General features: G+C 72.8%; 21 protein-coding genes and 2 pseudogenes. 3 read left to right on the top strand and 20 right to left on the bottom strand.

Annotation, left to right across the window (positions count from 1 at the left end; all coding sequences use genetic code 11):
* Window positions 1-371: 371 nt before the first annotated feature.
* Both ACWCV3_RS04710 and ACWCV3_RS04705 read left to right on the top strand, forming a co-directional pair.
* A complete protein-coding gene (locus tag ACWCV3_RS04710; protein ID WP_451218313.1) occupies window positions 372-2,306 on the top strand; it encodes a hypothetical protein in 1,935 nt (644 codons plus the stop codon).
* Between the two features lie 34 nt (window positions 2,307-2,340).
* Window positions 2,341-2,787, top strand: coding sequence for an SRPBCC family protein (locus ACWCV3_RS04705; protein ID WP_451218310.1), 447 nt, complete (start codon window positions 2,341-2,343; stop codon window positions 2,785-2,787).
* Window positions 2,788-2,856: 69 nt separating this feature from the next.
* Here the strand turns inward: ACWCV3_RS04705 and ACWCV3_RS04700 are convergent, their stop codons facing one another.
* Together ACWCV3_RS04700 and ACWCV3_RS04695 are read right to left on the bottom strand one after the other, a co-directional pair.
* Window positions 2,857-4,044: an MBL fold metallo-hydrolase gene (locus ACWCV3_RS04700; protein ID WP_451218307.1), complete on the bottom strand. Its 1,188-nt coding sequence runs from the start codon at window positions 4,042-4,044 to the stop codon at window positions 2,857-2,859.
* 178 nt (window positions 4,045-4,222) lie between these two features.
* The gene (locus tag ACWCV3_RS04695) at window positions 4,223-5,008 is read right to left on the bottom strand and encodes an SGNH/GDSL hydrolase family protein (protein ID WP_451218964.1); all 786 of its coding nucleotides are present in this window, start codon (window positions 5,006-5,008) and stop codon (window positions 4,223-4,225) included.
* A 259-nt stretch (window positions 5,009-5,267) separates the two neighbouring features.
* Here ACWCV3_RS04695 and ACWCV3_RS04690 point away from each other — a divergent pair, with 259 nt between their 5' ends.
* Complete coding sequence (locus ACWCV3_RS04690) at window positions 5,268-6,065, top strand: tyrosine-protein phosphatase (RefSeq protein WP_451218304.1); 798 nt, start codon at window positions 5,268-5,270, stop codon at window positions 6,063-6,065.
* A gap of 10 nt (window positions 6,066-6,075) precedes the next feature.
* Here ACWCV3_RS04690 and ACWCV3_RS04685 read toward each other — a convergent pair whose 3' ends face one another.
* The 18 genes and pseudogenes from ACWCV3_RS04685 to ACWCV3_RS04600 all read right to left on the bottom strand — a co-directional run.
* Entirely contained in the window at window positions 6,076-6,198 is a 123-nt protein-coding gene (locus ACWCV3_RS04685) for a DUF6126 family protein (RefSeq protein ID WP_451218301.1), read from the bottom strand.
* Complete coding sequence (locus ACWCV3_RS04680) at window positions 6,195-6,818, bottom strand: helix-turn-helix domain-containing protein (RefSeq protein ID WP_451218299.1); 624 nt, start codon at window positions 6,816-6,818, stop codon at window positions 6,195-6,197. Before ACWCV3_RS04680 ends, ACWCV3_RS04685 begins: the two co-directional genes overlap by 4 nt.
* Before the next feature lie 85 nt (window positions 6,819-6,903).
* Window positions 6,904-8,289 carry an aspartate aminotransferase family protein gene (locus ACWCV3_RS04675; protein ID WP_451218296.1) on the bottom strand — a complete coding sequence of 462 codons (1,386 nt, stop codon included), beginning with the start codon at window positions 8,287-8,289 and terminating at the stop codon, window positions 6,904-6,906.
* Window positions 8,290-8,770: pseudogene (locus ACWCV3_RS04670) on the bottom strand (transketolase C-terminal domain-containing protein); the annotation flags it as partial. It abuts the gene before it with no gap.
* Between the two features lie 219 nt (window positions 8,771-8,989).
* Complete coding sequence (gene hpnH / locus ACWCV3_RS04665; RefSeq protein ID WP_130329116.1) at window positions 8,990-10,012, bottom strand: adenosyl-hopene transferase HpnH; 1,023 nt, start codon at window positions 10,010-10,012, stop codon at window positions 8,990-8,992.
* 5 nt (window positions 10,013-10,017) lie between these two features.
* A complete protein-coding gene (locus ACWCV3_RS04660; RefSeq protein ID WP_451218292.1) occupies window positions 10,018-10,659 on the bottom strand; it encodes a phosphorylase family protein in 642 nt (213 codons plus the stop codon).
* Window positions 10,660-12,690, bottom strand: coding sequence for a squalene--hopene cyclase (gene shc / locus ACWCV3_RS04655; RefSeq protein WP_451218289.1), 2,031 nt, complete (start codon window positions 12,688-12,690; stop codon window positions 10,660-10,662).
* Window positions 12,691-12,808: 118 nt separating this feature from the next.
* Window positions 12,809-13,942, bottom strand: coding sequence for a polyprenyl synthetase family protein (locus tag ACWCV3_RS04650; RefSeq protein ID WP_451218286.1), 1,134 nt, complete (start codon window positions 13,940-13,942; stop codon window positions 12,809-12,811).
* Window positions 13,942-15,360, bottom strand: a complete 1,419-nt coding sequence (hpnE, locus tag ACWCV3_RS04645; protein WP_451218283.1) for a hydroxysqualene dehydroxylase HpnE — start codon at window positions 15,358-15,360, stop codon at window positions 13,942-13,944. Before hpnE ends, ACWCV3_RS04650 begins: the two co-directional genes overlap by 1 nt.
* Complete coding sequence (locus ACWCV3_RS04640) at window positions 15,357-15,500, bottom strand: DUF6380 family protein (protein WP_451218280.1); 144 nt, start codon at window positions 15,498-15,500, stop codon at window positions 15,357-15,359. Before ACWCV3_RS04640 ends, hpnE begins: the two co-directional genes overlap by 4 nt.
* Window positions 15,500-16,450, bottom strand: a complete 951-nt coding sequence (hpnD, locus tag ACWCV3_RS04635; RefSeq protein ID WP_451218277.1) for a presqualene diphosphate synthase HpnD — start codon at window positions 16,448-16,450, stop codon at window positions 15,500-15,502. Before hpnD ends, ACWCV3_RS04640 begins: the two co-directional genes overlap by 1 nt.
* Complete coding sequence (gene hpnC, locus ACWCV3_RS04630) at window positions 16,447-17,343, bottom strand: squalene synthase HpnC (protein ID WP_451218274.1); 897 nt, start codon at window positions 17,341-17,343, stop codon at window positions 16,447-16,449. Before hpnC ends, hpnD begins: the two co-directional genes overlap by 4 nt.
* A gap of 359 nt (window positions 17,344-17,702) precedes the next feature.
* A complete protein-coding gene (locus tag ACWCV3_RS04625; RefSeq protein WP_451218271.1) occupies window positions 17,703-18,482 on the bottom strand; it encodes an ABC transporter ATP-binding protein in 780 nt (259 codons plus the stop codon).
* Entirely contained in the window at window positions 18,475-19,404 is a 930-nt protein-coding gene (locus ACWCV3_RS04620) for an ABC transporter permease (RefSeq protein WP_451218268.1), read from the bottom strand. The genes ACWCV3_RS04625 and ACWCV3_RS04620 overlap by 8 nt, the downstream gene beginning before the upstream one ends.
* A gap of 76 nt (window positions 19,405-19,480) precedes the next feature.
* Window positions 19,481-20,353 carry a glycosyltransferase family 2 protein gene (locus ACWCV3_RS04615; RefSeq protein WP_451218265.1) on the bottom strand — a complete coding sequence of 291 codons (873 nt, stop codon included), beginning with the start codon at window positions 20,351-20,353 and terminating at the stop codon, window positions 19,481-19,483.
* A 5-nt stretch (window positions 20,354-20,358) separates the two neighbouring features.
* Window positions 20,359-21,138, bottom strand: a complete 780-nt coding sequence (locus tag ACWCV3_RS04610; RefSeq protein WP_451218262.1) for a CDP-alcohol phosphatidyltransferase family protein — start codon at window positions 21,136-21,138, stop codon at window positions 20,359-20,361.
* The gene (locus ACWCV3_RS04605) at window positions 21,116-22,177 is read right to left on the bottom strand and encodes an iron-containing alcohol dehydrogenase family protein (protein WP_451218259.1); all 1,062 of its coding nucleotides are present in this window, start codon (window positions 22,175-22,177) and stop codon (window positions 21,116-21,118) included. Before ACWCV3_RS04605 ends, ACWCV3_RS04610 begins: the two co-directional genes overlap by 23 nt.
* A pseudogene (locus ACWCV3_RS04600) lies at window positions 22,165-22,343 on the bottom strand (phosphocholine cytidylyltransferase family protein); the annotation flags it as partial. The pseudogene ACWCV3_RS04600 and the gene ACWCV3_RS04605, both read right to left, overlap by 13 nt.

Genomic DNA, 22,343 nt, shown 5'->3' with positions numbered 1-22,343 from the left:
TCGGCGTGGTGCGCGGTGCTCCGGTCGGCCCGCGGGGCACCTCGTCCGGCTGCCGGGGGTGCCGGACCACTCGTTCCGGCCCTGCTGGGCGGGCGGCACTTCGAGGTCGGCGGCAACACGCGGCCGGGCGTCGGCACGGGTATGACCGGGCGACGCGTCAGCGGCAGGGGAACCATGGGGACTCTTTCCGCCTCAGCGGGGACTCACCACCAGTAGGTGCCCACGAAGCGGCCCCGAGGGTGAGCAGGCAAGCACGGAAAGAGACGTCTGCCCGGACAGGCCGCCGGCCCGCTCGGTGACCCGAGCGGGGGGTCACTCGTTTGCCGTAACACCAGCTCCGAACGCCCCCGGTCACGGAAGGCAGTCGCCCGATGGTCCTGTCCTCGCTCAGTCGCTCCCCGCACGGTCCGCGCAGCCGGCTCTTCCACGCCGAGCGCAGACTCACCGCGCGGTACGACGAGCTGGTCCGCCTGGCCTACCTCGTTCTGCCGGCCTCCCTCGGCCGGCACCGCCGGGTGCTCGCCGCGCACTCGCTGGTGCAGCGCAGCCTGCCCGTCGCCGGGCCCGCCGTTCCGGCACCCCGCTCACCGGGGGCCCACCAGGACCGGTCGCTCCGGGTGGCGGTGGTGCGCGGGGCGCTCGCCCAGTGCCGGCGGCCCCGGCTGTGGCCGGAGGGGGCCCGTCCGCCCCGGCTGCTGCTGCCGCGGCTGCCGGTCGTGCTCGGGCTGCGGCTGGCGCCGCGCTCGGGCGGGGCCGAGGAGATGGCGCTCGGCCAGGCCCTCGCCGACCTCTCCGCCCCGGCCCGCGCCGCCTTCGTCCTGCTCCGTGTGGAGGGCCTCACCGCCGACCACGCGCGCGGGGTGCTGGAGGCGGCCGGGGTGGCGGATGCCCGGGTGGCGGTACGTGAGGCGGCCCGGCTCGACACCTCGCTGGGCACGGCCGCCGCGGCGGTGCCGACCTCGGACGAGTTCGACGCGTGCACGCTCCGCGCCCGCCCCACCGACCTGGTCCGCCGCCGTCGCCGGGTGCGCCTGGCCGCGCTCGCCGTGTGCTCCGGCGCCGTCGCGGTGGGCGGACTGGCAGCCGTGACGCACTCGGCTCCGGACACACCGGGGTCCTCCGCGCGGGGGCCCCGGGCCGCCGATCTGGTGCGGGTCGGGCCCGGGGAGTGGGCGGACACCTCGCGGGTGGACTTCACCGCCTGGTCCGCGCGCGGGGACCGGGTGCGCGACCGCGCGCTGCTGGACCGGGCGCTCGCCGTCTGGTCCGACCCGCCGTCCGGCACGCGGGTGGACCGCGCGCCCGGCACCCCGGACGATCCCCCGCCGCGCGCGCCACGGCTGCTGTACGCCGGATCGGTGGGCGGGCACGCGGTCGTGGTGTTCCACGACGGCCAACGCCTGGTGCGGTACGGCGAGTCGGGCACGGGTGAGCGGCTGACCCTGGCCCGCGTGGACGACGCCGACGTGACGACGGCCGCGGCCGTGGTGCTGGAGGAGCGGGCCGGCTCGGTGCGGTACCTGCTGGCGCCGTGGGTGGCACAGTCCTCGGTACGCGACCTGACCCGGCCGGACGCACCCGCGCGACCGCTCCCGGTGGCGCGGGACGGGGTCACCTCGCCGGTGCCACGGTGGACGGGCGGCGGCTGCGGACGCCGCCCGGCGCTCCAGTTGCGGTCGTCCCCCGCGATCGCCGAGCACCACGCCTTCCTGCTGGCCGACCTGGGCGGACTCACGCCCGCGCATCTGACGTACACCCCGCTGCCGGGCCACGGCTCACCGCCGGCCCGGGAGCCGCGTGAGGCGACCGGGCCGGCCGCGCTTGTGGCCTGGAGCCGGACGGGCTGTGACCTGGACTCGGCGGGTGGCGCGGCGGTGCGGGCGGTGAACGCCTGGGACTTCGCCGGGCAGCAACTCCCGGACGGCGGGGGCCACGCCGTGTGGACGTGCGCGCGGGCGGACACCTGGCGGGGTCCGGGGAACGTCACCGTCTCGCTGCGCGGGCCGGGAGAGGGCGCGCGGGTGGTGACGCGGGTGCCCTCGACGGCCGCGTGCAGCAGGTTCGGCCGGCATGTGGTGGCGCGCACGCTCTGGAGGTCGCCGCACGGGCACTGGTACGTCCTGGCGGCGGGCAGCCGCGCCGTCACCTCGCTCACTCTCACGGGCGACGTGAGCGCCACCCGGAGCGGGCGCACCCTGGCCGTACGGGTCCCCGGGGACGCCTCCACCGAGGTCCGGGGCGAGCTGGTCTCGGGTGAGGAACTGCCGGAGGTCGGGTCCGGGCCATTGGGGGGTACCCGACCCTAGCGGCGACCCGCTGCCCGACCCCTGGAGATCGACCATGGTCCACGTCCGACGTTCCTTCACCGTCCCCCGCCCGCTGCCCGCCGTGAACGCCTACCTGGCCGACTTCGCGAACGCCGTGGACTGGGACCCCGGCACCCGGGAATGCGCCCGTACGAACGGCACCGGCACCCCCGCCGAGGGCGCCACCTGGCACAACGTCTCCGAATTCCGGGGTCGTAGCACCGAGCTCGAGTACCGCCTCGACCACCGCTCCGACGACCGTCTCACCTTCGTCGGCACCAACAAGACGGCGACGTCCACCGACGACATCACCCTCCGCCCCACCCCCGAGGGCACCGAGATCACCTATGACGCCGACATCCGGTTCCACGGCCTGGCCCGCCTCGCCGACCCCTTCCTCCGCAGCGAGTTCGAACGCCTCGGCGACGAGATCACCCACACGATGCCGAAGGCCATCGAGTCGGCGGTGCCGCTGAGCTGAGGGCAGCGCCGAAGGGCCCCCGCCGAACGGTTGCTGACGACCGATCGGCGGGGGCCCGTTCGTGGGCTGTCACGAGCCGCTGTAGTCGAGATCCTCGCTGGGACGTTCCGCGGACGTCACCGCCGCGGTCTCTTCCCAGGTGTGGGCGATCGGCCCGGAAACGGAGCGCCACCACGCGTCGGACGGCACCCGGCCGCCCGGCTCGAAGGGCTCGCCGGGGCGGGGAGAGGCCACTACCTGGCCCACCGCCTCACCCGCCTCCTTCGTCCACTCCCCCGGTTCCGCCCAGGCGTGCATCGCCAGGTTGAAGGTGCCCCAGTGGATGGGGAGGAGGACGCCGCGGGGGGTGCCGGACTGGAGGTCGAGGTGGGCGCGGACGCCCTCCTCGGGGGTCATGTGGATGTCGGGCCAGTAGGGGCTGTAGGCGCCGATCTGGATCATCGTGACGTCCAACGGGCCGTGGGCCGCGCCGATGTCCCTGAAGCCGTCGAAGTAGCCGGTGTCACCGCTGTGGTACACCCGGTGCCGCTCGCCGGCGACGACCCAGGAGGCCCAGAGGGTGTGCTGGGTGTTGCGCAGGCCGCGGCCGCAGAAGTGGCGGGCCGGGGTCGCGGTCAGTGTCACCCCGCCGACCTCGGTGGACTCGTGCCAGTCCAGCTCGCGCAGCCGGTCCGGGGAGACCCCCCAGTGTTCGAGGTGCGCGCCGACGCCCAGCGGGACGGCGAACAGGGTGCCGGTGCCGGCCAGCGCCTTGATGGCGGGCAGGTCCAGGTGGTCGTAGTGGTCGTGGGAGATGACCACCACGTCGACCGGGCCGAGCGCCGCCAGGGGCAGCGGGACGGGGTGCAGCCGCCGGGGCCCGGCGAAGGGGAACGGCGAGCAGCGCTCACCCCACACCGGGTCGAACAGCACCCGGCGTCCGTCGATCTCCACCAGCACGCTGGAATGGCCGAGCCACGTCACCCGCAGGCCGCTCACCGGCGGCTTGGCCAGGTCGGCCACCGTGGTCGGGTGCACCGGGACGGTGCCCTGCGGTGCGCGGAGGGGACGCGTGTCCTTGTCGAAGAACGCCTTGGCGAGGTCCAGCGTGGAGCCGGAGGGCCGGGTACGGGCCGTGCCGCCGGGGTTCTGGAAGACGCCGTCCTTGAAGTGCGGGGAGCGCCGGATGCGGGCGAGGCGCTCACCGCTCGGTTCCGCGCCGAAGGCTTCGGGCTGTAGCGCGAGGAGCCCGGAGCTCAGGGAACGCAGACCGGACACGGTACCTCCAGGTGGAGTCGCTGGGGGGGCTCCACGGTCGACGGCGAGTGCGGCGGCCCGGAGCCGCCGCGGGCCGGAGGGCCCGGCCACATGTCCCAACGCCCGCGCGGGCCCCGCTGTTCCCGAACGGTGTTCCGGATGATCCGCCGCCCCCACGGTACGGGGGCGGCGGCGGACCTCATGCCACCGACGCGATCCGCATCCGGATGTCGCTCGGCGACAGCGCGCCCTTGGCCACCACGTGGTCCCCGGAGGACTCGCCGCGCAGCCGGCGGCCGATCCACGGCACCAGATGCGTACGCGCCCAGTGCACGTCGTCGCGCCGGATCTCCAGCGTGCCGCGCGGCGGCAGCAGCGGCCACTCCTGCTCGGGGTCGGCCGGGATCTCCAGGCCCAGGGCCTGGCCCGCGCGCAGCGCGACGCGGGTGTGGCCCTCGGGCGAGAGGTGCAGCCGGTCGCCGTCCCACGCCCGGCGGTCCTGTACGGACTTCAGGGACCACAGGTCGAGCACGGGGCAGCCGTACCGGTCGGCGATGGCCCTCACATGACCGTTGTACGTGGCGATCTTGCCGCGCAGGTGCTTGAGCAGGGGGACGCCGCGGGTGTCGAAGCCGGTGGCCACCAGTACCGTGCCGGCGCCCGCCGCGAGCTGGGCCACGGCGCGCTCGAATCGCTCGGCGGTCTCGTCCGGGTCGGTGCCGGGGCGGATGATGTCGTTGCCCCCGGCACAGATGGAGACGAGGTCCGGGGCGAGCGCCGCCGCCCTGGGCACCTGGTCCTCCGCGATCTGGTCGAGCAGCTTCCCCCGCACGGCGAGGTTGGTGTATCCGAAGTCGCCCTCGGGCCGCCGGTCGGCGAGGAGCACCGCGAGCCGGTCGGCCCAGCCGACGAACGCCCCGTCGGGGCCGGGGTCGCCGACGCCCTCGGTGAAGCTGTCCCCCACCGCCACGTACGACCCGATCACTGTCCTGTCGTCATTCTCCATATCGTCTGCCACGTCGGACCATGATTCACCTCGGGATGTGACCTACGCGACCGTAAGCAGGGGTTGACGGGCGGTGAGATAAGCCACTCCTAAAGAATTTGCCAATCGCGGAATAGCCCTGTCGGCAGCCCTGTTGGAAGGGCGTCCACGGGGCCCGGGGCGCGGATTTCCGATGTCGTATCGTCGGCGGTGCGCCCGTCGACGAGCCGCGGCGGGGCGGAGCCTTGAAGGAGCACCCGTGACGCAGCAGGTCCCGTCGACCGAGCCCGAGCTGTCCGCAGTCCGCAACTTCCGTGACGTGGGCGGCCTTCCCACGGTGGACGGGCGCCGGGTACGGCACGGGGTGCTGTTCCGCAGCGGCCATCTGGCGCACGCGACCGAGGACGACGCGGCCTACCTTTCCTCGCTCGGCCTGCACACGGTCTTCGACTTCCGCAACTCGGCCGACCAGCGCCTCGAAGGTCCCGACGTCGACCTGCCCGGAGTGCGGAACGTGAACGTGCCGCTGAGCGACCCCGCCGACGGCGCCGAGTTCTGGCGGATGGTCCGCGACGGCGACCTGGACCAGTTGCGGGACATCCTGGCCGACGGCAAGGGCGCGGGCCGCATGATCGCCTCGTACCGGCGGATCGTCACCGAGCGCACCGCCGAGCACTCCCGCGTGCTGCACGCGCTGGCCGAGGACAGTGTGCCCGCGCTGATGCACTGCGCGGCGGGGAAGGACCGCGCGGGCATCTCGGTGGCGGTGACGCTGCTCGCGGTGGGCGTGGAGCGGGACGCGATCACCGCCGACTACCTGGAGTCCAACGCCAAGCACCGGCGCTACAAGGTCCGCCGCAGCGGCGACCAGGCCAGCGCGTACACGCCCGAGGTGATGGAGCTGCTCAGCCCGCTCTTCGACGCCCGCGCGGAGTACCTGGCGGCGGCGTTCGACAGCATCGAGGACACCTGGGGCGGCGTGGACGCTTATCTGGAGCGGGGGCTGAGGCTCTCGGGCTCCGCGAGGGAGCGGCTGCGCGAGCGTCTCGTCCGCTGACCTGCGTGTCTCAGCTCTTGGCGCCCAGCGAGAACAGCAGGAAGAGGAAGGCGGCCAGGACGTGGCCGAGGGCGACGTACACGACGAGCCGGACCCACAGGGAGCGCGGCAGCTTGTCTTCCATGTCACTCATGACGGGTCTCCGGTCGGATGGCCCAGGCACAGGGTGGCCGTGGGGCTCTGGAGCAGGGTGTGGACGAACAGCAGCTCGACGCCGTCGCGTTCGTCGGCGTTGAGGCGGTGCGGGGTCAGCGAGTCGAAGTGGGCGCTGTCACCGGGTGCCAGCAGATGCGCGCTGCCCCCGAGCCGCAGCCGCAGCCGGCCGCTGAGGACGTAGAGCCACTCCTCGCCGGGGTGGACGCGCACGATGTCGCCCTCGGCGCGGTACGGGACCCGGACGCGCAGGGCCTGCATGCCGCGGCCGGGGGCTCCGGCCTGGAAGTAGGTCCAGCCGGCGGCGCGGGTGGGTTCCATGTCGGCGGCGCGCACGACGGCGTCCCGGTCGGCGGCCGTCTCACCGAGCAGGTCGGAGACCGTCGTACCGTAGATGCGGGCGAGGGCGAGGAGCATCGGCAGCGAGGGCTGGCGGTGCCCGGTCTCCAGCCGGGAGAGGTGCGCCGGGGAGAGCGCGGCGGCCCCGGCCGCGGCCTCCAGGGTGAGGCCGGCCCGGCGGCGCAGGGCGCGCAGTCGCGGTGCCACGACGGGCAGTTCGTCGCCCTGGCCCGCCGGTGAGGCCGCTTCGGAGGCGTTCATACCTCCATTGAGCCGGACTTTTGCCCGCCAGGCAATTTTGTTGCCTCAGAGGCAAAAAGCCCGTCAGAAGGCCAGGCGAAGGGCCTCAGCGTCCCGCGACCGCCTGTTTGATCAGGGTCCGCCCGAAGTCCCACATCAGCCCGCCGCCGCTGTGCGCGTCGTCCATGACGGCGGTGAAGGCGTCCACGAACCGGGCCACGTCCGCCTCGTCGATCACCAGCGGCGGGATCAGCTTGATCACCTCCAGGTGGTCGCCGGACACCTGGGTGAGGATCCGGTGCCGCTGGAGCAGCGGGACGACGACCATCTGCGCGAACAGTCCCTTGCGGGCGGCCTGGAGCATGGTCCAGCGGCCACGCAGTTTCAGCGAGTCGGGACGGCCGAACTCGATGCCGATCATCAGGCCCCGCCCGCGCACGTCGGCCAGCAGCTCGTACTTCCCGATGAGCGCGGCGAGCCGGGACTTCAGCAGTTCGCCGGTGGTCCGCGCCCGGGCGACGATCTGCTCGTCCTCCATGACGGAGAGCACCGCGAGCCCGGCGGCCATGGCCTGGGCGTTGGAGCCGAAGCTCGCGGAGTGCACCAGCACCCGGTCCATGGACGAGTAGACCTTCTTGAAGATCCAGTCCTTGCCCAGCGTGGCGCTGACCGGGACGTAGCCGCCGGAGAGCGCCTTGGCGACGCACACCAGGTCGGGCTCGACGCCGTCCTCGTGCTGGTAGGCGTAGAAGTCGCCGGTGCGGCCGAGTCCGGTCTGCACCTCGTCGGCGATGAGCAGCGCCTTGTGCCGGTGCAGCAGTTCCTGGGCGGCGCGGAGATAGCCGGGCGGGCTCTCGTGCACGCCCTTGCCCTGGATCGGCTCGACGATGAGGGCGGCGACGTCGCCCTTCTCCAGCTCCCCTGCCAGGGCGTCGAGATCACCGAGGGGCACGGCGGTGTCGGGGAGCAGCGGGGCGAAACCGTCGCGGAAGCCCCTCTCGCCGTTGACCGACAGCGAGCCGGTGGTGAGACCGTGGAAGGCGTGGTCGCAGTAGAGGACGCGGGGGCGGCCGGTGGCGAAGCGGGCGAACTTCAGCGCGGTCTCCACGGCCTCGGTACCGCTGTTGCCGAAGAACACCCGGTCCAGGTGCGGGCTGTGGGCCAGCAGGCGTTCGGCGAGCAGGCCGGGCAGCGGCTGGCAGTCGAAGCGGGTGAGGTCGGCGAGGTTCAGGTCGAGCACGTCGTGCAGGGCCTTGCGGACGACCGGGTGGTGCCGGCCGAGGCCCATGACACCGAATCCGGCGAGCATGTCGAGGTGGTCGTTGCCCTCGGCGTCCCAGAAGTGGGCGCCCTCGGCACGCTCGTAGACCTTGTCGAAGCCGATGGTGTGCAGCATGCGCGGGAGTTGCGGGTTGAGGTGGCGCGCGTGCAGGTCGTAGCGCTCGGCTCCGCGCGCGGCGAGGAGGGCTCCGAGGTCGAACTCCGTGCTCATTCAGCTCTCCTGGTTCTGCCGTGCGGTTACGTCCTTGACGGCGAGGCTCGCGCCGATCCGCCCGGCGATCTCCACCGGCGTGAGGCCGATGTCGGCCGGCACCTCGCTCCGTTCGGCGTGCGCGAGGAACTGGTCCGAGATGCCGGACCGCCGTACGGGCACGTCCACGTCGGCGTCCCCGAGGGCCGGCGCCACGGCCGAACCCACCCCTCCCGCCCGGCTGTTGTCCTCGACCACGGCCGCCAGCCGGTGCCTGGCGGCGAGCCGGGGCAGGGCGGGGTCGACGGGCTTGACCCAACGCGGGTCCACCACCGTGCAGCCGACGCCCCGCGCGCCGGGCAGCGAGGCGACCTGGAGGCAGACCGGCGCCATCACGCCGACGGCGACGAGGAGGACGTCCGGCTCGTCGTCCCGGCGGAGCACGTCCGTGCCGCCCACCTGGCCCCAGGGCCGGGATCTCGGGGCCGGCGGACTGTGTTGGCGACGATCGCGCGGAAGTCGCAGATCCCGGTGCTCGCGGACATTCACTTCCAGCCGAACCCGACGTCCGAGATACGGGTCGTCGTCATCGACCGCACCGACACGGGGGCGTCTCCGCCGACCGCCACCGGCCCCACCTGGATCCGCCGCGACACCCGGCGGGTGGCGACAAGGACGGGCCGGTACCTCGGGGACGCCCGGAAAGGCGGCGATCATGGCCTCACTCCCGGTTTCCCGAGACGGTCTCGCGCATGGCCCGCAGCGACTCCTTCAGGGAGCCCATGGTGGCGAGGACGGCGGTCGGCTCGTAGCCGCAGTGCGCCATGCAGTTGGCGCAGCGCGGGTCCTTGCCACGGCCGTACTTGTCCCAGTCGGTGTCCTCGACCAGCTCGCGGTAGGTCGGCACGTAGCCGTCGCTCATCAGGTAGCAGGGGCGCTGCCAGCCGAACAGGGAGTAGTTCGGGATGGCCCAGGCGGTGCAGGGGAAGTCGACCTTGCCCTCGAGGAAGTCCAGGAACAGCGGGGAGTGGTTGAGCCGCCACCGCCTGCGGTTGCCGCCGGAGAACGCCTTCTTGAACAGCTCGCGGGTCTGCTCGACGCCGAGGAAGTGCTCCTGGTCGGGAGCCTTCTCGTAGGCGTAGGCGGGCGAGATCATCATCTCGTCCACCTCCAGGTCGTCGTTGAGGAAGTTCAGCACCTCGACGATGGTCTGCGGGGTGTCGGTGTTGAAGAAGGTGGAGTTGGTGGTGACCCGGAAGCCGCGCTGCTTGGCCTCCTTGATCGCCGCCACCGCCTCGTCGAACACGCCCTCCTTGGCCACGGACTCGTCGTGCCGCTCGCGCAGTCCGTCGATGTGCACGGCGAACGCGAAGTACGGGGAGGGGGTGAACTTGTCCATCTTCTTGCGCAGCAGCATGGCGTTCGTGCAGAGGAAGACGTATTTGCGCCGGGCGACGAGCTGGCGCACGATCTCATCGATCTGCGGGTGCATCAGCGGCTCACCGCCCGCGATGGACACCATCGGCGCACCGGACTCCAGCACCGCGCCCACCGCCTGGGCGACCGGCATGCGCTGCTTGAGCACGCCGGCCGGGTGCTGGATCTTCCCGCAGCCCTCGCACTTGAGGTTGCAGGCGAACAGCGGTTCCAGCTCGACGATCAGCGGGAACTTGTCCCGCTTGCGGAGCTTCTGTTCGGCCAGGTATGTAGCGACCTTGATGGACTGACGCAACGGCATGGCCATCTGGCTCACCTCCGGGGGAGCGGCAAGGAACGGTGCCATTCGAAAAACGCGGGAAGGACGGAACGGAGAACGCGGAAGGCCGATATTCCACCGCGTACCGTTCCGATCCGGACAAGTTCATGTTCAGGAGCGTCCACGACCACCCGTACGGCCGCAACCGGGCGGGCGCCCGTGCCGACGGCGGTGCGCAGGGTGGCCGCCGATTCCATGTCGACCGCGATCGCGCCGGTCGCGAGCAGAGCCGACCGTTCCGGACCCCGGACCACGTGGTCGGAGCCGGTCAGGGGGCCGGTGTGGACGGTGCGGCCGGGGACGGCGCGTCTGAGTTCCTTCACCAGCAGGTCGGTGCCCGTGCAGGGGACGGTCCCCCGGGGGTCGCGGGTCTCCTCGGCGACCACCAGGTCACCGGGGTGCATGCCCGGTGCCAGCCCGGCGCAGAAGCCGGTGGCCAGCACGGCGGTGTCCACGGCCCCCGGGCCGGCGAGCCGCTCGGTGACGGACCGTTCCGCCGCCCTGGGGCCCATGCCGGTGCGCAGGACGGCGAACCGCTCCCCGGCTCCGCCCCGGTCGCCGGTGCGCAGGGCGAGGTGCTCGATGCCGAGCGCGCAGACGACCAGCAGCGGTGCCGGGGCGGGCCGGGATCTCATTCAGCTCCCTCCGGCCGCGGCGCGGACGCCTCTGCGGGCGGCCAGGGGCGCCCTGTCGAAGGGGTCCCCGTGCAGGTACCGGCCGAGCGCGGTGAGCGGGAACACCTGCCGGTAGAGGTGGTAGTTGATGGAGAAGTCCCAGGGGAAGCCGGTCCCGGTGAAGTACGGCTCGTCCCAGGAGCCGTCGTCCCGCTGGGTGTCGGCCAGCCACCGCACTCCGCGCTCGACGGCCTCGGAGTCCCGCTCTCCCGCCGCGAGCAGCGCCATCAGCGCCCAGGCGGTCTGGGAGGCGGTGGAGGCACCTCGGCCGCTCCACTCCCTGGCGTACTTGTACGAGCGCAGGTCCTCGCCCCAGCCGCCGTCGTCGTTCTGCGCCTGCCGCAGCCAGTGCACCGCGCGGCGGATCGCCGGGTGGGAGAGTGAGAGCCCGGCGGCGGTCAGTGCGGGCACCACCGAGCCGGTGCCGTAGACGTAGTTGACGCCCCAGCGGCCGAACCAGGAGCCGTCCGCCTCCTGTTCGGCGAGCAGCCAGGTGATGCCGCGCCGGGTGCGCGGGTCGTGGGCGAGACCTTCGGCCGCCATCATCTCGACGACGTGCGCGGTGACGTCGGCGGAGGGCGGGTCGATGACCTCCCCGAAGTCGCAGAACGGCAGCCGGTTGGGGAACCGGCTGGTGTTGTCGGCGTCGAAGGCGCCCCAGGCGCCGTTCTTCGACTGCATGCCGAAGTTCCAGCGCACCGCCCGCGCGATCGCCCCGTCCACCCGGTCGGGTTGGGGATGGCTGACCCGGCGCAGGGCGAGGGCGACCTCGGCGGTGTCGTCGATGTCGGGGTAGTTGTCGTTGTGGAACTCGAACGCCCAGCCGCCCGGCGGGAGTTCGGGACGCTTGACGGCCCAGTCACCAGGACGGCGGATCTCCTCGGCCAGCATCCAGTCGGCCGCCTTGAGCAACTGGGGGTGATCGGCGGCGACTCCGGCGTCGGCCAGCGCGATGACGGCGAGGCAGGTGTCCCACACCGGGGACTGGCACGCCTCGATCATCCGGGACCCGTCGTCGCGCCAGATGGCGAACCGGTCCAGCGACTCAAGGCCGGCCCGCATCACGGGGTGCTTCAGGTCGTAACCCATCAGGTGCAGCGCGATGACCGAGTACACGGCCGGCGGCTGGATGCCTCCCCAGCAGCCGTCGTTCTCCTGGCGTTCGACGATCCAGCGGGCGGCGGCGTTCATCGCGGCCCGGCGCAACCGGCGCGGCACCGCCCCCCGCAGCCGGTGCACCAGCTGGTCGAGCCGTGCGAAGGCGCCGTCCCAACTGGCCCACGACGCCATAGGCTTGGGCGGGTTGGGGTTGGCCGGGTCGGTGTGCAGCTCGTCGAGCGGGAAGGGCGCGGGGCGGACCGGCCGCTCGGCCGAGACGATGGTCAGCGGCACGATGGTCTGCCGGGCCCAGCAGCCGAAGTCGTAGATGTTGAGCGGCAGCCACGTGGGGAACCAGATGAGTTCCGGAGGGAGTTCGGGCAGGTCCTCCCATTTCCACCAGCCGAACAGCGCGAGCCAGATGCGGGTGAAGACGCGTGCGGAGGCGATACCGCCCCGCTCGCGCACCCAGGCCGAGGCCCGCGCCATGTGCGGGGCGTCCGGGGCGTCCCCGGCCAGCCGCAGGGCGACGTACGCCTCGACGGTGGCGGACAGGTCGCCCGGGCCGCCGTAGAAGGTGGACCAGGCGCCGTCCTCGCGCTGCTCGCCCCGGATGAACAGGGCGGCGGCGCGGGTGGTCGCCTCGTCGCGGATGCCGAGGAACTGGCGCAGCAGCAGGTCCTCGGCGTCCATGGTGACGTTGGTCTCCAGGTCGCCCTTCCACCAGCCCTCGGGGTCCTGCCGGGCCAGCAGGAACTCGGTGGCGCGCGCGGCGGCGCGTTCGGCGGCCCCGGGTACCCCGGCCGCCGGGGGGACGGTGCTGTCGGTGTCGCTGGCCGCGGCAGCGCGGGGCGGGATGGTGGCCCCGGTGCTTCCGTCGGTCGTCGCTGTCATGGCTTCCCCTTGGTGCAGTCGTTCGAGTCCTGCTGCTGTGGGTCCGCCGTCGGCCGGTGTGCCGCTGGTCGCGTCGCACCGGCCGGCGACTACGCGAGGATTATTCGGCCGATAGTGATCATCTCTTCCTGACGACGACGAAATCGGCGAGCGCCGTGAAAGCGTCCCGCACCCGGTCGGGCATGTCGACGGCGTGCAGGGCCCCGATGGCGACGGTGTGCTGGCGCCGCGCCTCGTCCGCCGTCCACTCGCGGCCGCCCGCCTCCTCGATGAGGGCGGCGCGGGCCGCGAACTCCTCCTCGGAGAACGCGGCGAAGTCGCTGCTCTTGGCGTCGGCGGCGAGGATCTCGCCGAGCCGCTGGGAGGCGGTGCCCCCGGCGGCCAGGGCCGCCACCACGGGCAGGGACTTCTTGCGCTGGCGCAGGTCGCTCCAGGTCTGCTTGCCGGTGGACTCCGGGTCGCCCCAGATGCCGAGGAGGTCGTCGACGGCCTGGAAGGCCAGGCCGAGGTGGTAGCCGTAGCGCTCCAGCGCGTCGGCGGTGCGGTCGTCGGCGCCGCCGAGGACCGCACCGATGGAGGAGGCGCAGGCCAGCAGGGCGCCGGTCTTGTTGCCCTCCATCTCCAGGCACTCCTCGACGCTGACGCGGTCGCGGTGCTCGTAGGAGATGTCCTGGGCCTGGCCGTCGATCAGGGCGCGGGTGGCGGCGGTCAGCCGGCGGGTGGCGCGGCCGGCCTCGACGGTGCCCAGCTCCAGCAGGACCTCGTTGCCGAGGGCGAACAGGGCGTCGCCGACCAGGATGGCCTGGGCGGGTCCGTGCACCTTCCAGACGGTGTCGCGGTGGCGGCGCTGCTCGTCGCCGTCCATCAGGTCGTCGTGCAGCAGCGAGAAGTTGTGCACCAGCTCGACGGCGACCGCGCCGGGCACGCCCGCCTCGGGGGCGGCGCCGGTGACCTCGGCGGAGAGTACGGCGAGGGCGGGGCGGACGGCCTTGCCGCCGTCACCGGCGGCCGGGTTCCCGGCGGCGTCGATCCAGCCGAAGTGGTAGGCGGCGACGGTGTCCATGGGGGGCGCCAGCCGGTCCACGGCGGCGCGCAGCACCGGGGTGGCCAGGGTCCGGCCGCGCTCCAGCAGTGCGGTCACGTCCACCGCGTCGGCGGCTGTCGAGGCCGGGGGCGGCACAGTGGGCACAGTCTCTCCTCTTGTTGCGGTACCGGAGGTGCGGGGCCCCTCCGGGCTGTGCGAAACGAGCATCAGGCCGCCTCCTCGAACTGGAAGAGGTGGCGGGGGCGGGGGCGGCCCAGGGCGTCCAGAGCGGCGTCGGCCGCGCTCACGCCACTGCGGACCGCGCTCTCCATGGTCGCGGGCCAGCCGGTGGCCGTCCACGCGCCGGCCAGGCAGAGGCCGGGGGCATCGGTGCGGGCGCCGGGGCGCAGCCGCCCGACGCCGGGGGTGGGGGCGAACGTCGCGGTGCGCTCGCGGGTGACGAAGAAGTCCCGCACCTCCGCGGCGCGGGTGCCGGGGATCAGCCGTTCCAGCTCCGGCAGGTATCGCGCGCGCAGGTCGGCGACGGGGGCGTCGATGTCGTCGTGGGCGGCCGACTGGGACAGCGCCAGGTACTGGCCCTCGCGCAGCCCGGAGGCGGCGGTGCGGTCGAACACCCACTGCACGGGCGTGCCGAGCGCGGCGAGGAAGGGCCGGGCGAGCACCGGGCGGTCGTACACCACGTGCACGTTGAGGGTCGGCGCGGTGCCGATGCGCAGCAGCCGCCCGGGGTCGTCGAGCGCGCCGGCGGGCAGCAGGTCGTGGGCCTCGCGCTGGGGCACGGCCAGGACGACGGCGTCGGTGTCGATCGTCTCGCCGGGGATCTGAACGCTCCAGCGTCCGTCCGCGCCTCGGGAGAGGGAGGTGACGCGGCTGCGCAGCTCGGTGCGGACGCCCGCGGAGTCGAGCGCCTTGCGGGCCAGCCGGTCGTGCAGGTCGCCCAGCGGGACGTGCGCCCAGCCGATGTCGGCCGCGCCCGGCTCGGACAGCAGACCGGTCTTGAACACCATCGCGGCGAGTCCGAGCGAGGCGTCGCCCGCGACCGCGTTGAGCGTGGCGACCCCGACCAGGTCCCACAGCGCCTCTACCGCACGCGCCGACTGTCCGTGCCGGGCCAGCCAGGTACCGAAGTCCTGGTCGTCCAGCGCCGGGTCGGCGGGGTCGAGCCCCCCCAGCGCGAGCGCCGCCCGCCCCACGGCGGCACGCTCGGCGAGCGAGAGGTGCGGGTAGGCGGCCAGGCTGCGGCCCAGGTGCAGCGGTACGGGCAGCGGGTCGCGCCGCAGCCGGCCGAGCCGCCGCCCCTCGGGCTTGCCGACGTCCACCACGGGTACGTCGAGCCGGTTCTGCAGCGGCGCCAGCGAGGTGCCCTCGATCCGGTCGAGGAACCAGCGGTAGGCGGTGCAGCAGCGCAGGTAGACGTGCTGGCCGTTGTCCACGGTCAGGTCGCCGCGCTGGAAGGAGAAGGCGAGCCCGCCGAGCCGGGGCCTGCCTTCGAGCAGGGTGACGCGCACGCCGGCGTCGGCGAGCGCGAGGGCCGCGGTGACCCCGGCGAGTCCGCCCCCGACCACGACGGCGTCCCGGCCGGTGCCGCCGGAGTGCGCCCGTGCCGGGCGTGGGGTCTCGCTCATGCCGCGTCCTTCCGTGCGTGCCGCGCGTGCTGGTTGAACGGTGCACGTCCGGCCGTCGCAGTCAGGGACGCCACGCCGGGGGCGAGGGTTGCCCGCGGCGGCCGGGCCGCCGGAGCCGCCCCCTGGGCCTCGGCCGTCATCAGGCGCGCCCCCTGAGCGTGTGCCGCGAGACGTGCCGTGTGTCGAGGCCGGACAGGCCGCGCACGGCGACGTACGCCTTCTCACGGCCGGGCAGCGAGACGCGGCCGCGCAGCACGGCCTCCGGGTCGCGCTCGATCCGGTCCAGCAGGCGGCGGTAGATCCCGGCCATGGCGGCGACGCAGGCGCCGCTGCGGCGGTCCAGCATGGGCAGCAGCCGGTAGCCCTCGGCGAACAGGGCGCGGGCGCGGCGGACCTCGAAGTGGACGAGGCCGGCGAAGTCGGAGCCCTCGGGCGGCATGGGTCCGTCGAACCCGGCCGAGCAGCCGAACTTGGCCAGGTCGTCGGCGGGCAGGTAGGTACGGCCGCCCTCGGCGTCCTCGCGGACGTCGCGCAGGATGTTGGTGAGCTGGAGGGCGAGACCCAGCGTGTCGGCGTACTCGGAGGCGCGTTCGACGCCGCGTGCGCCGGGTTCGGTGCCGAACACGCCCAGCGAGAGGCGTCCGATGGCACCGGCCACGCAGCGGCAGTAGACCTTGAGGTCGTCCCAGGTCTCGTAGGTGGCGCCGCGCACGTCCATCTGGACGCCGTCGATCAGCTCGTCCAGGCCGCCGAGCGGGATCGGGAAGACCCCGGCGGCATGGGCGAGGGCGACGGCCACCGGGTCGGTGTCGTCCTCCTCGACCGCGCCCGCCCGGACCCGGTCGAGCAGTGCCCGGGTGTCCTCCAGGCGTTCCACCTTCACCGCGCCGGGCAGCTCGCCGTCGCCGATGTCGTCGACGCGCCGCGAGAAGGCGTAGAGCGCCGACATCGCGCGGCGCTCGGGCGTCGGCAGCAGCCGGATGCCGTAGGCGAAGTTGCGGGCCTGCTGGCCGGTGACCGTCTCGCAGTAGCGATAGGCGGCGAGTACCGGTGCGGACACGGCTTGCGAAGCCTCCACTGCCCGGATCACCCCTCTCCTCGCAGGGTCGTGGCCGCCTCACGCAGCAACTGGAGCTTGCCGGGCTCGGGCGGGCCGGGAAGTACGTCGAAATCGGCGGCGGCGATCGCCCGGACCGCCGCCTTTCCTCCCGCCACGAATCCCGCGAGCAGCAGCTTGAGTCTGCCGTGGACGCTACCCACGAGGGGCGCGCCTTCCTTCAGCAGATCGTGTGCGCGCCGGGCCTCGAACGCGACCAGGGCGCGTACGGACGCGCCGGCGCTCGGGGCGGCGAGGTCGCTCTCCTGGACATGGAATCGCTTCATGTCCTGGGCGGGCAGGTAGATGCGGTCGCGGCCGAGGTCCTCGGCGACGTCCTGGAGGTGCTCGACGATCTGGAGCGCGGTGCACACGGCGTCGGAGCGGCGGATGCGCTCGGGGGTGGCGGTGCCGGTCACTTCGAGCACCAGGCGGCCGACCGGGTTGGCGGAGAGCTCGCAGTAGGCCAGCAGGTCGTCGTAGGTCTCGTACCGGGTGACGAGCTGGTCCTGGCGGTTGGCGGCGACCAGGCCGAGGAAGGGTTCGGGGGTGAGGCCGCGGCGGCGCACGGTGGGCTGCAGGCGGCGCAGCAGGGGATGGCGCGGGGTGCCGTCGAAGACGCGGCCGAGGTCGGCCTCGAAGGCGTCGAGCAGGGCGAGCGGGTCATGGGCGCGCTCCGGGGAGACGCCGAGAGCGCCGGCGTCGGCGCCGCCGGGGGCCAGGTCGCCGTCACCGATGTCGTCGACCAGGCGGGCGAAGCCGTAGACGGCCATGAGGTCGTCGCGCCAGGCGCGGGGCAGGAAGAAGGGAGCCACGGGGAAGTTCTCGCGCGCGGCCTTGTCCAGCGTGGCGCGTTCCAGTGCCGTCGCCGTGTCGGTTCCCGTCACTGCGCGCTGCCCGGCGCAAGGACGGCGCGGCTCGCGGTGAGCTGGGGAGTTTCCGTAGCCATTGCCGTCACATCTCCCGTTCTACACTGCCGACCCGATACACACTATTTCGGACACGCCGCCGACCCTCCGGGGGGCGTCCCGGCGGAGGGTGTCGCGCATTATCGCCCCGATTGCCGGTTTCCGGCACCGGTACAGCTTACGTTGCGCGACGCGCCGGTGTTCCCCGGGGTGTCCGGCGCATCACGACAACCGGCCGATGGACGTCAGGATTCCTGCGCGCCAACGGAGTTGACGCATCCTTTGCAGGCGCCGGGCCCCGCCGGAGGTACGCCGGCAGGGCCCTGGCGGAACGCGGGCTACTTGCCCGTGAACTTCTCGTACTCCTTGAGGACCTCTTCGGTGGGCCCGTCCATGCGGAGCTCGCCGCGTTCCAGCCACAGGACGCGGTCGCAGGTGTCGCGGATGGACTTGTTGTTGTGGCTCACCAGGAAGACCGTGCCGGCCTCCTTGCGCAGTTCCCGGATGCGTTCCTCGGAGCGCTTCTGGAAGGCGCGGTCGCCGGTGGCCAGAGCCTCGTCGATCATGAGGACGTCGTGGTCCTTGGCGGCGGCGATGGAGAACCGCAGCCGGGCCGCCATGCCCGAGGAGTACGTGCGCATCGGCAGCGTGATGAAGTCGCCCTTGTCGTTGATGCCCGAGAAGTCGACGATGCGCTGGTAGCGCTCCTTGATCTGCTCGCGGGACATCCCCATGGCGAGACCGCCCAGGATGACGTTCCGCTCACCGGTCAGGTCGCTCATCAGCGCCGCGTTCACGCCCAGCAGCGAGGGCTGGCCGTCGGTGTAGACCTTGCCCTTCTCGGCCGGGAGCAGGCCGGCGATGGCCCGCAGCAGGGTGGACTTGCCGGAGCCGTTGGAACCGATCAGGCCGATCGCCTCGCCCCGGTAGGCGGTGAAGGAAACCCCGCGCACGGCGTGCACCTTGCGCACCCCGCGCGGCTCGCCCCGCTTGACGATGCGGCTCAGGGCGGCGGTGGCGCTGCCCCTGCCGGTCTTGGCGCCGTTGACCCGGTAGACGATGTGCAGCTCGTCCGCGATGACGGTGGGCCGGCGCTCGCCGGTGTTCTGCTCAGCCACGGCCGTACCGCTCCTCAGCCTTCCAGAAGTACACGAAGCCGCCGCAGAAGACGACCACGGCCCAGGCCAGGGCGAGGGCCCACACGTGCGGGGGCAGGTTCGAGGCGCCGTAGCCGTCGATCAGGGCGTAGCGCATCAGGTCCATGTAGACGGCCGCCGGGTTCGCCTGGAGCACCCGGACGATCCACTCGGGCTTGTCCTCCAGCATGTGGTTGATGGAGAACATCACGCCGGAGGCGTACATCCAGGTCCGCAGCACGAACGGCATGAGCTGGGCGAGGTCCGGCGTCTTCGCGCCCATGCGGGCCACGATCATCGCGAGCCCGGTGTTGAACAGGAACTGCAGCACCAGCGCCGGGAGGATCAGCAGCCAGGACAGCCGCGGATAGTTGCCGAAGCCGATCACCACCAGGAACACGACGATCATCGAGAACAGCAGCTGCTGGAGCTGCTGCAGCGAGAACGAGATCGGCAGCGCGGCGCGCGGGAAGTGCAGGGCGCGCACCAGGCCGAGGTTGCCGGAGATCGCGCGGACGCCCGACATCAGCGAGCTCTGCGTGAAGGTGAACACGAACACGCCGGTGACCAGGAAGGGCACGTACGTGTCGTGCGACATGCCCCGGCTGGCCTTGAGGATCAGGCCGAAGATCGCGTAGTACACGGCCGCGTTGAGCAGCGGGGTGGCCACCTGCCAGAGCTGGCCCAGCTTGGCCTGGCTGTACTGGGCCGTCAGCTTCGCCTGGGAGAACGCCAGGATGAAGTGGCGGCGGCCCCAGAGCTGCTGGACGTACTCGGCGAGCGAGGGGCGGGCACCGCTCACCGCGAGCCCGTACTTGGCGGCGAGGTCTGCCGCCGGCAGGCTCTCGTCGGGCGACGGTGCCGCGGTCACCGCGACACCGCCGTCATGGGTTCTCTCACTCACAGGGGGAAACTTTCGTCTTCGAGTACATCGTCCGGTTCACCTGCGCGGGGCCGCTTCCCCGCCCCACCCGAGCTTCTCAGATCACCGGGGGACGGCCCAGCCGGGTCAGCCGCCACACCGTACGCCAGCGCATCGGACGGCGGGGGCCGCAGGGGGTCGCCCAGCCCTCCTTGAAGCCGCCGAACCACGCCTTCAGCGCAGGTCCGGAGGGACGGCGGGCCAGCGTGAGGAGCAGCCAGACGCCGAGGTAGACCGGGACGAGCGGCAGGGGGAGGTTGCGCCGGGCCAGCCAGACGCGGTTCCGGGCCACCATGCGGTGGTACACCGCGTGCCGTGAGGGCGCGGTCGTCGGGTGGTACAGCACCATGTCCGACCGGTAGTCGATCATCCAGCCGGCGTCCAGCGCCCGCCAGGCGAGGTCGGTCTCCTCGTGGGCGTAGAAGAACTCGTCCGGCAGCCCGCCGACCTCGCCGAGCACCTTGGTGCGGACCGCGTTGGCGCCGCCGAGGAAGGTGGTCACGCGGGAGGAGCGCATCGGGTCCGAGGCGCGCAGCCGGGGCACGTGCCGGCGCTGGGTCTCGCCGGTCTCCGGGTCCGCGATGCGGAAGCTGATGATGCCCAGCTCCGGGTCGGCGGCGAACGCGGCCCGGCACAGCTCGGCGGTGTCCTGCCGGGCGAGCAGGCCGTCGTCGTCCAGGAACAGCAGGATGTCGACGTCGCCGCCGCCGGGGCCGAACGCCTCGATGCCGACGTTGCGGCCGCCGGGGATGCCGAGGTTCTCGGGCAGTTCGACGGTGCGCACGCCCTCGGGCACGTCGGGCACCGGTGAGCCGTTGCCGACGACGACCACGGCGACCTTGTCGCCGTCCTGCTTGGCGACGGAGTCGATGAGCGCCCGGAGCTCCTCGGGGCGGTTGCCCATGGTGATGATGACCGCGCCGACCTTCATTCCGTTCACCTCAGCCTGCTCGACGCGAGAATGGACACCAGGTGCAGCAGGGTCTGCAGCAGCGCGATGCCCGCCAGCACGGCGGTGCCGAGCCGGGTGAAGAACAGGTCGCCGCGTACCTGGTCCACGATGGCCAGCACCAGGATCAGCAGCGACGCCTCGATACCGAGGATCAGCCGGTGGAACTTGAGCGCGGCGGCGGCGCGCCGGGCCAGCGCCATCCCGGAGGAACGCGGCTCGGCGGCGGACTCCTTGACAGGAGGCAGCCCGCTCTGGTGCCGGGCGACCCCGACCAGGTCGGTCTCCGCCTTGATCAGGATCGCGCCGAGCGCGGCCAGCGTGCCGAGGAACGCCCACAGCCAGTCGATACGGCCGCTGCCGAACAGGTCGGCGGCGCGCAGCCCGAGGCCGACCAGCACGGCGGCGTCGGTCAGGTAGGCCCCGACCCGGTCCAGATAGACCCCGGCCAGCGAGTACTGCTTGCGCCAGCGGGCGATCTCACCGTCGACGCAGTCCAGCAGCAGGTAGAGCTGGGTGGCGACGATGCCGAGCACGGCGCCCGTGATCCCCGGCACCAGCAGGGCCGGGGCCGCGAGCACACCGCAGACGGTCATCAGGTACGTGAGCTGGTTGGGCGTGATCCTGGTGTTCACCAGGTAGCGGTCGATGCGCAGGGACACCTCGCGCATGTAGAGGCGTCCCGCCCAGTGCTCACCGCTGCGCCGGTCCTTCACCCCCGCGGGGTGGACGACCGGACGGAGTTCAGCTACCGATGGCCTTGACATAGTCGGCGTAGGTGTCCTTGATCTGGTCAGTCTTGAGGTCGAGGTGTTCGAGGATCGTGTAGCGGCCGGGGCGGGTCTCCGGGGCGAACTCCACGACGCGGACGAACTCGTCCGCGGTGAAGCCGATGTCCTCGGCCAGCACCGGCAGCCCGTGGCGGCGCAGGACGCCGGCCATGTGCGCCGACTCCTCGTGCGCCCCGCGCAGGTACATGGCGAAGGCGGCGCCGAGGCCGCACTGCTCGCCGTGGCTGGCCGCGCGCTGCGGGAAGAGCAGGTCGAAGGCGTGGTTGATCTCGTGGCAGGCGCCCGAGGACGGCCGCGAGTCACCGGAGACGGACATGGCGATGCCGGACAGCACCAGCGCCTCGGCGAGGACCTGGAGGAAGTCGTTGTCCTCGATCCCGCCGGGGTGCCGGAGCACGGCCTCACCGGCCTGACGGGCCATGGCTGCGGCGAGGCCGTCGATCTTCTCGCCGTTGACCCGGTTGGCCAGCTCCCAGTCCGCGATGGCGGACACGTTGGACACCGCGTCGCCGATGCCCGCGCGCACGAAGCGTGTCGGGGCGGCCCGGATGACGTCCAGGTCGATCAGGACGGCGATCGGGTTCGGCACGCCGTAGGAGCCCCGGCCCGCGTCGTTGTCCAGGGTGGCGACCGGCGAGCACAGGCCGTCGTGCGCGAGGTTCGTCGGCACGGCGACCAGCGGCAGTCCGACCCGCGCGGCGGCGTACTTGGCGCAGTCGATGATCTTGCCGCCGCCGAGGCCGATCAGCGCGTCGAAGTGCCCGGCGCGGATGTCGTCGGCCAGTCGCACGGCGTCGTCCAGCGTGCCGCCGCCGACCTCGTACCAGGTCGCGCCCGGCAGCTGCGGGGCGACCCGCTCGCGCAGCCGGGCGCCCGAGCCGCCGCTGACGGCGACGGCCAGGCGGCCCGAGTGCGAGATGCGTTCGTCGGCGAGCACGGTGGCCAGGTCGGCGAGGGCACCCGGGCGGATGTCGACGACGACCGGCGAGGGGATGAGCCTCGTCAGTACTGGCACGCGATCTTCCGTCCCTTGGCGAGGTCGTCGTGGTTGTCGATCTCGACCCAGGAGACGTCGCCGATCGGCTGCACGTCGATCTTGAAGCCCCGGTTCACCAGCTCCTGGTAACCGTCCTCGTAGTAGAGCTGCGGGTCGCGCTCGAAGGTCGCGCGCAGAGCGTCGG

The sequence above is a fragment of the Streptomyces sp. NPDC001781 genome, assembly GCF_053596035.1.
This window is presented reverse-complemented; position numbering and strand designations above follow the sequence as displayed.

Excerpts from the sequence above, each read along its gene's own strand:
- ACWCV3_RS04710 (WP_451218313.1), top strand. The coding sequence starts at position 372 with ATGGTCCTGTCCTCGCTCAGTCGCTCCCCGCACGGTCCGCGCAGCCGG.
- ACWCV3_RS04705 (WP_451218310.1), top strand. The coding sequence starts at position 2,341 with ATGGTCCACGTCCGACGTTCCTTCACCGTCCCCCGCCCGCTGCCCGCC.
- ACWCV3_RS04685 (WP_451218301.1), bottom strand. The coding sequence starts at position 6,198 with ATGAGTGACATGGAAGACAAGCTGCCGCGCTCCCTGTGGGTCCGGCTC.
- ACWCV3_RS04680 (WP_451218299.1), bottom strand. The coding sequence starts at position 6,818 with ATGAACGCCTCCGAAGCGGCCTCACCGGCGGGCCAGGGCGACGAACTG.
- ACWCV3_RS04675 (WP_451218296.1), bottom strand. The coding sequence starts at position 8,289 with ATGAGCACGGAGTTCGACCTCGGAGCCCTCCTCGCCGCGCGCGGAGCC.
- hpnH (WP_130329116.1), bottom strand. The coding sequence starts at position 10,012 with ATGGCCATGCCGTTGCGTCAGTCCATCAAGGTCGCTACATACCTGGCC.
- ACWCV3_RS04660 (WP_451218292.1), bottom strand. The coding sequence starts at position 10,659 with ATGAGATCCCGGCCCGCCCCGGCACCGCTGCTGGTCGTCTGCGCGCTC.
- shc (WP_451218289.1), bottom strand. The coding sequence starts at position 12,690 with ATGACAGCGACGACCGACGGAAGCACCGGGGCCACCATCCCGCCCCGC.
- ACWCV3_RS04650 (WP_451218286.1), bottom strand. The coding sequence starts at position 13,942 with ATGCTCGTTTCGCACAGCCCGGAGGGGCCCCGCACCTCCGGTACCGCA.
- hpnE (WP_451218283.1), bottom strand. The coding sequence starts at position 15,360 with ATGAGCGAGACCCCACGCCCGGCACGGGCGCACTCCGGCGGCACCGGC.
- ACWCV3_RS04640 (WP_451218280.1), bottom strand. The coding sequence starts at position 15,500 with ATGACGGCCGAGGCCCAGGGGGCGGCTCCGGCGGCCCGGCCGCCGCGG.
- ACWCV3_RS04615 (WP_451218265.1), bottom strand. The coding sequence starts at position 20,353 with ATGAAGGTCGGCGCGGTCATCATCACCATGGGCAACCGCCCCGAGGAG.
- ACWCV3_RS04610 (WP_451218262.1), bottom strand. The coding sequence starts at position 21,138 with ATGTCAAGGCCATCGGTAGCTGAACTCCGTCCGGTCGTCCACCCCGCG.